The 12,127-nt window shown below is 67.2% G+C and carries 10 protein-coding genes, 2 pseudogenes and 1 riboswitch; of the genes and pseudogenes, 6 read left to right on the top strand and 6 right to left on the bottom strand.

Annotated features, from left to right (window positions below; all coding sequences use genetic code 11):
* The first annotated feature begins 100 nt into the window (after positions 1-100).
* Complete coding sequence (locus EJC49_RS18430) at positions 101-967, top strand: RNA polymerase factor sigma-32 (protein ID WP_126701404.1); 867 nt, start codon at positions 101-103, stop codon at positions 965-967.
* Between the two features lie 24 nt (positions 968-991).
* On the opposite strand, the gene EJC49_RS18425 is transcribed toward EJC49_RS18430, so the two are convergent.
* From EJC49_RS18425 to thiB, 4 genes are all read right to left on the bottom strand, one after another.
* On the bottom strand, positions 992-2,437 hold the full coding sequence (locus tag EJC49_RS18425) for a M48 family metalloprotease (RefSeq protein WP_245453465.1): 1,446 nt from the start codon (positions 2,435-2,437) through the stop codon (positions 992-994).
* 226 nt (positions 2,438-2,663) lie between these two features.
* Entirely contained in the window at positions 2,664-3,407 is a 744-nt protein-coding gene (gene thiQ / locus EJC49_RS18420; RefSeq protein ID WP_126701403.1) for a thiamine ABC transporter ATP-binding protein, read from the bottom strand.
* Positions 3,404-5,014 carry a thiamine/thiamine pyrophosphate ABC transporter permease gene (gene thiP, locus EJC49_RS18415; protein WP_126701402.1) on the bottom strand — a complete coding sequence of 537 codons (1,611 nt, stop codon included), beginning with the start codon at positions 5,012-5,014 and terminating at the stop codon, positions 3,404-3,406. The genes thiQ and thiP overlap by 4 nt, the downstream gene beginning before the upstream one ends.
* 13 nt (positions 5,015-5,027) lie before the next feature.
* Positions 5,028-6,032 carry a thiamine ABC transporter substrate binding subunit gene (gene thiB / locus EJC49_RS18410; RefSeq protein WP_425358830.1) on the bottom strand — a complete coding sequence of 335 codons (1,005 nt, stop codon included), beginning with the start codon at positions 6,030-6,032 and terminating at the stop codon, positions 5,028-5,030.
* A 47-nt stretch (positions 6,033-6,079) separates the two neighbouring features.
* Positions 6,080-6,201: riboswitch (TPP riboswitch) on the bottom strand.
* 125 nt (positions 6,202-6,326) lie between these two features.
* Here thiB and EJC49_RS18405 point away from each other — a divergent pair.
* The 3 genes and pseudogenes from EJC49_RS18405 to EJC49_RS26310 form a co-directional block, all read left to right on the top strand.
* Complete coding sequence (locus tag EJC49_RS18405; RefSeq protein WP_126701400.1) at positions 6,327-6,977, top strand: thiamine diphosphokinase; 651 nt, start codon at positions 6,327-6,329, stop codon at positions 6,975-6,977.
* A gap of 6 nt (positions 6,978-6,983) precedes the next feature.
* Positions 6,984-8,466 (top strand): annotated as a pseudogene (locus EJC49_RS18400) (ABC-F family ATP-binding cassette domain-containing protein); the annotation flags it as partial.
* Positions 8,467-8,537: 71 nt separating this feature from the next.
* Positions 8,538-8,813 (top strand): annotated as a pseudogene (locus EJC49_RS26310) (ABC transporter ATP-binding protein); the annotation flags it as partial.
* A gap of 3 nt (positions 8,814-8,816) precedes the next feature.
* On the opposite strand, the gene EJC49_RS18395 reads toward EJC49_RS26310, so the two are convergent.
* Entirely contained in the window at positions 8,817-9,125 is a 309-nt protein-coding gene (locus EJC49_RS18395) for a DUF1244 domain-containing protein (protein WP_126701398.1), read from the bottom strand.
* 33 nt (positions 9,126-9,158) lie between these two features.
* Positions 9,159-9,965, bottom strand: a complete 807-nt coding sequence (locus tag EJC49_RS18390) for an N-formylglutamate amidohydrolase (RefSeq protein ID WP_126701397.1) — start codon at positions 9,963-9,965, stop codon at positions 9,159-9,161.
* 241 nt (positions 9,966-10,206) lie between these two features.
* Between EJC49_RS18390 and EJC49_RS18385 the strand changes: the two genes are divergently transcribed.
* Positions 10,207-10,692, top strand: a complete 486-nt coding sequence (locus tag EJC49_RS18385) for a DUF1036 domain-containing protein (protein ID WP_126701396.1) — start codon at positions 10,207-10,209, stop codon at positions 10,690-10,692.
* Positions 10,689-12,125, top strand: a complete 1,437-nt coding sequence (pyk, locus tag EJC49_RS18380; protein ID WP_126701395.1) for a pyruvate kinase — start codon at positions 10,689-10,691, stop codon at positions 12,123-12,125. The genes EJC49_RS18385 and pyk overlap by 4 nt, the downstream gene beginning before the upstream one ends.
* Positions 12,126-12,127: the final 2 nt, after the last annotated feature.

Below are 12,127 nucleotides of genomic sequence, written 5' to 3'. Positions count from 1 at the left end.
CGGCGGGGTTCCGGAATCGGCTCCTCCGCGTCGCGCTGATCCAGAGGGACGGCGCGAACGTAAAGCGCAGCGATAACCATCGCAAGTTCAGGAGCGGTCCATGAATGCCGAACCAGCCGGGACTTCCATGATCAGCGCCGCTCGCAAGGCGCCGTATCTCGACCGGATCGAGGAACACGAACTCGCCGTGCGCTGGAAAGAAAAACGCGACCAGGAAGCGCTGCACCGGATCACCATGGCGCACATGCGCCTCGTCATTTCGATGGCGACAAAGTTTCGCTATTTCGGCCTCCCCCTCAGCGATCTGATCCAGGAGGGCCATGTCGGCCTGCTGGAGGCCGCCGCCCGGTTCGAACCCGACCGGGAGGTGCGGTTTTCCACCTATGCCACCTGGTGGATCCGTGCCTCGATGCAGGACTACATCCTGCGCAACTGGTCGATCGTGCGCGGTGGGACGAGTTCGGCGCAGAAGGCGCTGTTCTTCAACCTGCGCCGTCTGCGCGCGCGACTGGCGCAAGGGTCGGAACCGTTGCGCGGCGCGGCTGTCTACAAGGAGATCGCCGACGCCATCGGCGTTTCGGTATCCGACGTAGCGCTGATGGATTCGCGCCTTTCAGGCCCGGACTCCTCGCTCAACGCGCCGCTCTCCGACGATGGCGAGGCCGGATCGGAACGCATGGACTTCCTCGTGTCGGATGCACCGACGCCGGACGAAGTCGTCGCCGCCTCCGTCGACGACGAACGCCGCGTCCTGTGGCTCAACCGGGCGCTGGGCGTACTGAACGAGCGCGAGCTGCGCATCATCCGCGAGCGCCGGCTGCGCGACGAGGGTGCGACGCTCGAATCACTCGGCGAGAAACTCGGCATCTCCAAGGAGCGCGTGCGCCAGATCGAGACCCGCGCCATGCAGAAGCTGCGAACCGCGCTCCTGAAGATCAATCCGGAAATGGCCCCGGCCATGATCTGACCCGCCGGCGGGGGAAGCCCCCGCCTACTGGTCGGTGATGATCTTGACCTTGTCGCCCGGCGAGACGCTTCCGCCGGGCGGCAACGCATTGAGCAGCCTGAACATGTCGAGCGCGCGGCCCACGCCGTTCATGCGCGCGGCGATGCTGCCGGCGGTCTCGCCCGGCTGGACGGTGACGACGCGGATGCGCAGCGGCTTCAGTTCCTTGCGTTCGCTCTCGCCGAGAAGCCGGAAGCTGCCGGTCACCGTCGAGGCGGTCGTCTCCAGGCTTTCGCTCCCGCGCGGGGCTGCCGTCAGCAGGCGATAGACCTGGCCGCCGGCGCGTACCACCGCGATGTGGAAGGTCCACTTGTCCGCCTGTGCATAGGCGACGGCTGCTTCGTTGCCGTTGATGGAGAGCGTGCGGATGCTCGCCGGATCGAGGCCCGCGACCCAGCCGCTGCGCAGATAGTCGTCCAGCTTCTTGTTGCGGTTGAGCGCCACGCCGTCGAAGCGAACCGCCACGTCGCCCGGTCCCGCGGCCGTGACCGCGGCGGCCGAATTGTCGATGACGAACCCCTCCGGCACGCTGAAGGTCACGCCAAGCGTCGGGTGCTCGAAGTTGCGACCGCGCACGTAGCCTTCTTCCGGCGTGTCGCCAAACAGCATGCCGTCGATGCCGGCGAGGTAGGAATCGCGGTCGCGGCGTCCCGCCCCCGGCGCGCCGAACTGGCGGGCATGGCGCAGCGCCAGATCGATGCGCTGCGGGGCGTTGGGGTGCGAGGCCAGGAAGTCGAGGCTCGCATCGGTGGCGCCGCTGATGCTGCGGAAATCGGAGTAGGAGGCCATGGACTGGAGGAAGCGGGCCGCGGAATAGGGATCGTAGCCGGCGCTGCCGATGGTCTTGATGCCGATGCTGTCGGCCTCGAGCTCCTGGTTGCGGGAGAACTGCGCCAGCCTCAGCTTGCCGCGCACGACCGCCGCGCGAGCTACCTGGTTGTCCGACAGAACGTCGTCCACCACCTGCGAGGCGAGTTGCTCCTCGGCTTCCTTTTGCTGGCGCTGGATGCCGTGATTGGCGGTCACGTGGCCCATCTCATGCGCGATCACGGCGGCCAGCTCGGCCGAATCATTGGCGAGCGCCAGCAGTCCGCGCGTCACGTAGAGGAAACCGCCGGGGAGGGCGAAAGCGTTGACGTTCGGCGAATCGAGCAGCGTGATCTGGTAGGTCTGGTCGGGATTGCCCGAAGCGACCGTGAGGCTGCCCACCACCTTGGCCACCATGCGCTCCAGCTTCGGATCGGAATATTCACCGCCATAGGTCGCCAGGATGCGCGGGTGCTGGGCGCGCGCCAGCGCCACCATGCGGTCGTTGCGCGTCACGGTATCGACGGTGACCGGGTTCGACGAGGGCACGAAGCTCTGCTCGCTGATGCTCGGGCCCAAACCCTGGCAACCGGCAAGCAGCATCAGGCCCGCGCTGGCCAGCATCAGCCGCAGCGTCCGTCCAGCGGGTAGTGAAGCGCCCGCACCCTGCATGGCCTCAGCCTCAACCTGTCTCAGAACTGATCCTTCCCGGCCGCCCACGACCCGAATCACCGGGCGCTGCCGCAATCTGGCCATGGAACGCCATAGTCGAAGACGCCGGTTACCAAAGCTTCTACGCCATTGCCCCAGAGCTGCGGAACAAATATGTCCCGATCCGGGCAATTCTTTGTTATCGCGACGTTCCGTGCCCCAGATAGCGGGCCAGAGCCTCCGAGCGCTCGCCGCTGAAAAGGGCCTCCGTCGTGGCGACCTCGGCGATCGCGCCCTTCTCCATGATGGCGGTTCGCGACGCGATGCGCCGCGCATCATGCGGATCGTGGGTGACCATGATCACGGTCATCCCCTTCGACGCATGAAGATCGCCGACGAGGTCGAGCATGTCGTCGCGAAGCGCAGGCCCGAGCGAGGCAAAGGCCTCGTCGAGCAACAGGACGGGACGATCGCGCACCAGAACGCGGGCGAGCGCGACGCGTTGGCGCTCGCCGCCGGACAGTTCGCGCGGCAGCCGCCCTTCCTTGCCGGCAAGACCGACGCGCGCCAGCGCCTGTCCGATCTCGGCGCGATCCTCGGCCGACAGGCGCAGCGAGGGCGAACGACCGAGCCCGACATTCGCGGCGACGTCCAGATGGGCAAAGAGGTTGTTTTCCTGGAAGATCATGGAGACAGGGCGCAAGGCCGGCGCTAACGGGGAAACGTCCTTGCCGGCGATCCGTATCTCCCCGGCCGATGGCGTTTCGAAGCCGGCGATCAGCGACAGAAGCGTCGACTTGCCCGATCCGCTGGGCCCCATGAGCGCGAGGATCTCGCCTGAGGGAACCGACAGGTCGAAGCGCATCGGCGGTCCGCCCGGCCAGGCAAACTCGACGCCATCAAGCACGACTTCCGCTCCCCCGGTCCCCGTTGCGCGCGTCATTGCCGTCTCCCGCCCAGGCGCTCCGCGATCAGCATCAGCGCCAGGCACAGCAGCGCCAGGATCAGCGCGAGCCCCGCCGCGTCGGCCGTGCGATAGCTGCCCATGCGCTGAAGCAGCAGATAGGGCAAGGTCTGGAACGCATCGCTTCCAAACAGTGCGATCACGCCCAGATCGCCGAGCGAAAGCGCCATTGCAAAGGCGAATCCGGTGGCGAGCGGCCGCTTGAGGGCCGGCCAGTCGATCAGCCGCCAGCGGTCGATCCCTCGGATGCCGAGCTGCGCGCAAAGCCGGTCGTGCCTGGACGCGGCGTCGTCATGGGCCGGGCGGATGGCGCGCATGGCGAAAGGGATCGCCATCGCGGCATTGACGGCGACCACCATCACCGGGGCAAGCGCGAAGACGTCGGCCGTGCGCCGCAACAGGATGAACCAGCCCGCGCCGATCACGATGGGCGGAACGACGAGGATCAGGCTCGCGCCGCCGTCGAGCGCACGCTCCAGGAAACCGGGTCTCGCGCGGCGCCGTGCGCCCGCGAGCCGATGGCGCGCGCCGACCATGGACAGGGTCAGCGCGACGCACAGGCCAGCCGAAAGCGTCGCCAGCACGAGGCTCGTCGCGACGGCGTCGCGCACGGTGTTCTCCGTGGCCAGGCGGGCCAGGTCCGACCGGAGCCCCGCCGCGACGACCGCGGCCAGGGGGGCGGCGACCAACGCAGCGGCAAGCAGGACGACGACCGTGTTGAACGCGGCTTCGAGCCGGCCGGGCCTGGCGTGGCGCCGCGCCGAGACCGAGAGGTTGGCGGTGCCGGCGAGATCGGCGCCGAGCCGGAACAGCAGCGCCAGGACGAGCGCCGTCAGCCCGAGTTGCAGCGTCGTCAGGGCCAGGGCGCGAGCGGGATCGAAATCGAAGCGAAGCGACTGGTAGATCGCAACCTCCAGCGTCGTCGCGGCCGGTCCGCCGCCAAGCGTGAGCACGATCGTGAAGGAGCCGAGGCAGAGCATGAAGACGAGCGCGGCGATGCCCGGCAAGGCCGAACGAAGCGCTGGCCACTCGATCAGTTGCCAGCGCGCGGCGGTACCCATGCCCAACTGGCTCGCCAGCCGCCACTGGTCGGCCGGGATGGCATCGAGGGCGTTCAAGCATAGCCGCGTGGCCAGCGGCAGGTTGAAGAAGGCATGGGCGACCAGAATGCCCGAGAGCCCGTATATGCCGGGCCACTGGCCGCCGCCGAACCAGCGATAGGCGTCGGCAAAAAGCCCGGCGCGCCCGAGAAGCGCCAGGACGCCGAGGGCGGCCACAAGCGCCGGAAGCGCGAGCGGAACGGCAAACAGCATCAGGAGGGCACGGCGCCCGAAAAACGACGGGTGGCTGGAGAGCGCACGCGCCACCAGAAGTGCCGGCCCGACCGAGATCAGCGTCGACAGGAGCGCCTGCCAAAGCGTGAAGCGGGCCACCCGCAGCAGGTATGAATCGAAACCTGCCAGCGCGGCGGGCAAGTCCTGCGCGCCTTCCAGGAGCAGGCCGGCGAAAGCGCCCGCCGCAAGCAGCGCCACGAATCCGAAAGCCGCGATGCCCCACGTGATCGTCGGGGATGGAAGGTGGCGCATCGCGGCGGCTGGTTTAGTTGCTCATGGCCGACAGCCACTCGTCGACCCAGGCCTTGCGGTTCTGCGCGACCGTTTCGGGCGACAGGATCAGCGTCGTCGTCGGCTGGACCAGCTTGTCGAAGGCCGGGTTCAACGGTTCCGACACCGGGCCGGCCGGGTACATCCAGTTCGCCTCCGGAATGGCATCCTGGAAGCCGGGGCCGGTCATGAAGGCCATGAAACGGGCCGACAGCGGGTTTGCGGCGCCTTTCGTGGTGATGCCGGCCACCTCGACCTGCATGTAGTGACCTTCCTCGAAGCTCGCTGCCTGGTATCGCTCGGTATCCTCGGCGATCATGTGATAGGCGGGGGACGTGGTGTAGGACAGAACCATCGGCGTCTCGCCGGCGGTGAACAGGCCATATGCCTCGCTCCAGCCCGGCGTGACGGTCAGAACCCGGTCCTTCAGCTTGGCCCAGGCTGCCGCGGAATCGTCGCCATACACGGCCTTCACCCACAGGAGCAGGCCGAGGCCCGGCGTCGAGGTGCGCGGATCCTGGATGACGATCTTCTGGCTGGCGTCGCCCTCCACCAGCTCCTTCAGGCTCGCGGGGGGCGTGTCCAGCGCCTGCGTGTCGTAGACGACGGCGAAATAGCCGTAGTCGAAAGGAAGGAACACCTCGTCGGTCCAGCCGCCGGGCACCTCGACCGTCGACCCATCGATGCCATGGGGCGAAAACAGGCCGGTCGCCTTCGCGTCGACGGTCAGGTTGGTGTCGAGGCCGAGCACGATGTCGGCCTTGGTTTCACCGCCCTCCAGCTTCAGACGATTGAGAAGCGCAACGCCGTCGGCCACCGAGACGAAAGTGACGTCGCAGTCGCACTCGGCCTCGAAAGCCTTTTCGATCTGTGGGCCGGGGCCCCATTCGGCGGTGAAGCTCTCATAGGTGTAGACCGTCAGCGTTCCGTTTTCCTGCGCAAGCGCCGGGAAAATGGAAAGGGATGCGGCCAAAGCGGCGATGGTGCCTGTCGATGTCATGCGCATGCAGCGCCTCCTCTGTTCGAATGAAAGGGAATTGAGGCGCTGGTGGAAGAGCGTCTAATCCCTCCGCCGGTACAAGCCGGATCAGGTTCAGCGGGTTGGCCGGGTTTCCCCTTGGCCTCTCAGCCGGCCGGTCAAGCGACCGCCGGCACCCCGTTAGAGCACTGAAACATCTAGGATGGCTCGCGCCGGGCGGCAAGCGCTTTCGTTCGTCGATGGCCCCGTGCCTCGTCGGGCCGGCGCACCGTTGCCCTTTCGCTTTGCGCCCGCCGCGTGATAGAGGCGACCCCCATGAGCACATTCGCGATCCTGCTCGGCGGCGATCTCGTTCGCACGCCCCGCCTCGACGCTGCCCTGGGGCAGGCGCGCGTCATCGCCGCCGACTCCGGCATCCGGCATGCCGCGGCGCTCGGCTTGACGCCTGAACTGTGGATCGGCGACTTCGATTCCGTCACGGCGGCCGAGATCGCCGGCCATGCCGGCATCGAGCGTGACATGCATCCGCCCGAAAAGGACAGCACCGACGGCGAACTGGCGGCGGAAGCCGCGGTTGCGCGAGGCGCCACCAACCTGATCATGGTCGGGGCCTTCGGGGGCGAGCGCGCCGACCATGCCTTCCTGCACATGACGGCCGCCATCCGGCTGGCCGAACGCGGCCTCCCGGTGCTCCTGTCGAGCGGCTTCGAGGAGGGCGCGCCGCTGTTGCCCGGCGAACGCGGCTTCGATTTTCCCGATGGCACGCTGTTTTCGATCCTCGCCTTTTCGCCCTTGGCGGGACTCACCGTCTCCGGCGCGAAATGGCCGCTGGCCGATGTCGATCTCGCCTTCGGATCTTCGCTGACGCTCTCGAACGAGGTGCGCGGCGACCTGCGCGTCTCGCTGCGCCAGGGCCGCGCCCTGCTGCTTGCCCGCCCCGAAACATCTCCCGCCTCGAAGGGCTGACACCGCATGGCGCCTCCCATCCTCCGTCTCGACGACATCGGCCTCACCTTCGGCGGCACGCCGCTGCTGCAGGGCGCGTCGATTTCCGTCCAGCCCGGCGACCGCATCGCGCTGGTCGGCCGCAACGGATCGGGCAAGTCGACGCTGCTCAAGATCGCCGCCGGCTTCATCGAGCCGCAGGACGGCGAGATCTTCCGCCAGCCGTCGGCGACCGTGCGCTACCTCCAGCAGGCGCCGGATACGGAAGGTTTCTCGACCGTGCGCGCCTATGTCGAGGCCGGTCTCGGACCCACGGACGATCCATACCGCGCCACCTACATCCTCGAGAATCTCGGCCTTTCGGGAGAAGAAGCGCCCGACACCCTGTCGGGCGGCGAAGCGCGCCGGGCCGCGCTTGCGCGTGTGCTCGCGCCGCAGCCCGACATCCTGCTTCTCGACGAGCCCACCAACCATCTCGATCTCACCGTCATCGAATGGCTGGAAGAGGAACTGTCGCGCACCTCGTCGGCCTTCGTGGTGATCTCGCACGATCGTCGCTTCCTCGAACGGGTGACGCGCGCGACCGTGTGGCTCGACCGCGGCGTGACGCGCCGGCTCGACCGGGGCTTTGCCCATTTCGAGGAGTGGCGCGACCAGGTGCTCGAGGAGGAGGAACGCGACCAGCACAAGCTCGGGCGCCAGATCGTGCGCGAGGAGCACTGGCTGCGCTACGGCGTCACCGCGCGGCGCAAGCGCAACATGCGCAGGCTCGGCGAGTTGCAGTCGATGCGGTCCAAGTTCCGCGGCCATCGCGGCGCGGAAGGCTCGGCAAAGCTTGAGGCGAGCGAGGCGGCCGAGTCCGGCAAGCTCGTCGTCGAGGCGAAGTCGATCTCCAAGACCTACGGCGACGCGGTGATCGTGAAAGAGTTTTCGACGCGTATCCAGCGTGGTGACCGCATCGGCCTGGTGGGTCCCAACGGCGCCGGCAAGACGACGCTGCTCCGGATGCTGACGGGCGAACTCGCCCCGGACAGCGGCACCGTGCGGCTCGGCGTCAACCTCGAGATCGCCACGCTCGACCAGCGCCGGGCCGCGCTCGACCCCGACGAAACGCTGGCGCATTTTCTCACCGACGGACGCGGCGAGACCGTCGTCGTCAATGGCGAGGAACGTCACGTCGTGTCCTACATGAAGGACTTCCTGTTCAAGCCCGAGCAGGCGCGCACGCCGGTTCGCGAACTTTCGGGTGGCGAGAAGGCGCGGCTGATCCTCGCCCGCGTGCTGGCCCGGCCGTCGAACCTGCTGGTGCTCGACGAGCCGACCAACGATCTCGACATGGAGACGCTCGACCTCCTTCAGGAACTCGTGTCGGGTTTCGCCGGCACGGTCATCCTCGTCAGCCACGACCGCGATTTCCTCGACCGCACGGTGACGAGCACGATCGCGCCCGACGGCGACGGCAGGTGGGTGGAATATGCCGGCGGCTACACCGACCTGCTCACCCAGCGCGGCAGCGCCCGCTTCGTCAAGCGCGCCGGAGACACGAGGCCGGCCGCCGACAAGGTTTCACGCGATTCGGCTTCCGGCGGCGAGGCGCAGGCCCCCAGGGCGTCGGCAAGAAAATTCTCCTACAAGCAGAAATTCGCCCTGGAGAGCCTGCCGAAGAAGATGGAGGAAGCCACGGCCGCCATCGCCAGGCTGGAGGCGACGCTCGCCGACCCGCAGCTCTTCGCCCGCGACCCGAAAGGCTTCGCCAGGACGGCGGAAACGCTCGACAAGGAGCGCGCCGCGCTGTCGGCGATGGAAGAGGAATGGCTGGAGCTCGAGATGCTGCGCGAGGAGATCGAGGGCGGCTGAGCCTCAATGATCCTTCGGCCGGTTCTGCTCGAAGGCCGCCTGCTTTTCCGGCGAGGCATCCGTCTGGTGCTTGGCCTGCCATTCGGCATAGGGCATGCCGTAGACGATCTCGCGGCTTTCGTCCTTTGACAGTTCGACGCCCTCGGCCGTCGCGGCGTCGCGATACCAGTTCGACAGGCAGTTGCGGCAGAAACCGGCGAGGTTCATCAGGTCGATGTTCTGCACGTCGCTGCGCGTGCGCAGATGCTCGGTCAGGCGACGGAACGCTGCGGCCTCGAAATCGCGCTGCCGTTCCGGCGTGAGATCAGCCATGTCCGTCTCCTCGCATGTTGTTCAAATCGGTTCCTATCGGGTCTGCACCGGCCCGGTGCGCGATCCGAAAAACCGCACCTGATGGATATCGGTCCGGCGATTGATGTCGTCAAGGATCGGCGCCAGTCGATCTGCCCATGCCACCGCGCCGGCTTCGCTGGCAATCAGGTCCTGCCGGATCTCGATCAGGGTGTGTGCATAGCCGTGCATGATGGCGTGCTGGTACATCGTGTCGCCGCGAAGGGCGCCATCATAGGGCTCGTTGTCGCCGACGACGAGATCGGGATCCCTGCGCAGCGCCGACAACAGCGGCGCCACGGCCCGGTCGTCCATGTCCCACAGGATGCCGACATGCCAGGGCCGTTCGACGCCCTGCATGCAGGGCGTGAAGGAGTGGATCGATATGATCAGCGGCGCCGCCCCGCTCGCGGCATGGACGGATGCCGTCATCGCGCCGACGGCGTCGTGCCAGGGCCGGTAGAAGAGCTCCAGCCGCTTCTCGCGTTCCTCGGGCGCCATCGGATAGTTTCCCGGTATCACCGTGCCGTCATAGAGCTGGCGGATCAGCGTGGGATCGTCCTCGCCGCGATTGGGATCGACCAGAAGCCGCGAATAGCCGCACAGCAGAGCCGGCGCGTCGAGCTGCCGGGCAAGCTCGCGCGTCACCGTCTCGACGCCGATGTCGTAGGCGATGTGACGCTCGAATTCGGCGGCGGGCAGGCCGAGGCTCCCATACTCTTCGGGGAGCGTGTTGCGGGCATGGTCGGCAAGCAGCAGCAGACCGCGGCTGCGGTCGCCATCGACGATCTCGTAGGGCGAAAAGATGGCTGTGCGTGTCATCGTGTTCGGGGTCGGGTCCGGGGCATGGGGTGAGCGAGCCATGGCAACGCCTGGCCCGACCTTCCTTCCACGACCACCGGCTCGTCGCAATGCCGTCCTTTCGACAATCTTGTGACAGATGCCAGTGTTGTTGCGCGATTAACCGATTTGATCATATCGCCACGGCGCGTTGACATGCGCGCGCGCATTTCCGAAAAGGAGCATCGAAGCAATGTTTCGTCCAAGGGCAAGGGGCACGAGTATGGTTCTGCCGGGTGTCGGGGGGGCGTCACGCCTCGCGGCGGCCTGTTCCATCGTCGTTATTGCCCTGCTTGGCATCGTGGCGTCGACGGGAGCAGCGCGCGCCGACTTCCGCGTGTGCAACGCAACGCAGGCGCTCATCGGCGTGGCGATCGGATACCGCGCGCCCGCGGGCTGGATCACCGAAGGCTGGTGGCACGTGGAAGGCTCGACCTGCAAGACGCTGATCGAAGGCCCTTTGTCATCACGCTATTACTACCTCTATGCAGAAGATGCTGAGCGCGGCGGGCGCTGGGATGGGCCGATCAACATGTGCATCGCTGAAAGAGAGTTCAAGATCGTGGGCGTGAGCGACTGTATCAGGCGCGGGTTTCAACGCGCCGGCTTCCAGGAATACGACACCGGGGAACAGGCAAGCTGGATGGTGCAGTTGACGGATCAGCCCGCCGCGGACGGAACCGCCGCCGTGACGGGGGCGCAGCAATGAGGCGCCAGCGCAAGGTCCGCATCCTCGCGACGCTCGGCCCCTCGTCTTCGACCGAAGAGATGATCCGCAAGCTGCACGAGGCGGGTGCCGATACCTTCCGCATCAACATGAGCCATGCCGATCACGACCTGATGCGCAAGCTGGTGGCGATGATCCGCAGCGTCGAGCGTCAGGTGGGCCGTCCCATCGGCATCCTGGCCGATCTCCAGGGGCCAAAGCTGCGCGTGGGCAAATTCGCCGCCGGCACGGTCGCGCTCAAGGCGGGCGACACGTTCGTTCTCGACGACGACACCACGCCGGGCGATGCCACGCGCGTGCACCTCCCGCATCCCGAGATCCTGCAATCGGTGAAGCCCGGCGACCGCCTGCTGATCGACGATGGCAAGCTCCAGCTCAAGGCGGTGAGCAACGACGGCAAGGCCATCGTGGCGGTCGTCGTGGCCGGAACCAAGATATCCGACAAGAAGGGCGTGAGCCTGCCCGATACGGATCTGCCGCTCGGCGCCCTGACGGAGAAGGACCGGCGCGACCTCGACGCGGTGCTCCAGGCCGAGGTGGACTGGATCGCGCTGTCCTTCGTGCAGCGGCCGGAGGATCTGGCCGAAGTGCGCAAGATCTCGCGCGGCCGCGCCGCCCTCTTGTCCAAGATCGAAAAGCCGCAGGCCGTGGCGCGTCTGGCCGAGATCATCGAGGTTTCCGACGCGCTGATGGTGGCGCGCGGCGATCTGGGCGTCGAGATGCCGCTCGAGGCGGTGCCCGGAATCCAGAAGCAGATCACCCGTGCCTGCCGAAAGGCGGGCAAGCCGGTGGTGATCGCCACGCAGATGCTGGAATCGATGATCACCGCACCGGTGCCCACCCGGGCCGAGGTGTCGGACGTGTCGATCGCCGTCTTCGAAGGCGCGGACGCCATCATGCTGTCGGCCGAGTCGGCGGCCGGCGACTATCCGGTCGAAGCCGTGGCGATGATGAACGCGATCGCGGTGCAGGTGGAGAAGGATCCGAACTACCCCAGCATCATCAATGCCCAGCGCAGCGACCCCGAAGCGACGGGTGCCGACGCGATTTCGCTGGCCGCGCGCCAGATCGCCGAAACGCTGAAGCTCTCGGCGATCGTGACCTACACCGCTTCCGGAACGACGGGACTGCGTGCCGCCCGCGAACGCCCTCAGGTGCCGATCATCGCGCTGTCGCCGGTGGTGGAAACGGCGCGGCGGCTGTCGCTCGTCTGGGGACTGCATTGCGTCGTCACGCCGGACGCCACCGATCTCGACGACATGGTGGACCGCGCCTGCCGCATCACCTTCGCGGAAGGTTTCGGACGTGCCGGCGACCGGGTCATCGTCACGGCGGGCGTGCCGCTTCGCACGCCGGGCGCGACCAACATGCTGCGCATCGCCTATATCGGCGCGGACGGCTTCGGCGGCATCTGACC

This window comes from Aquibium carbonis, assembly GCF_003970795.1.
Lineage (GTDB): Bacteria > Pseudomonadota > Alphaproteobacteria > Rhizobiales > Rhizobiaceae > Aquibium > Aquibium carbonis.
This window is presented reverse-complemented; position numbering and strand designations above follow the sequence as displayed.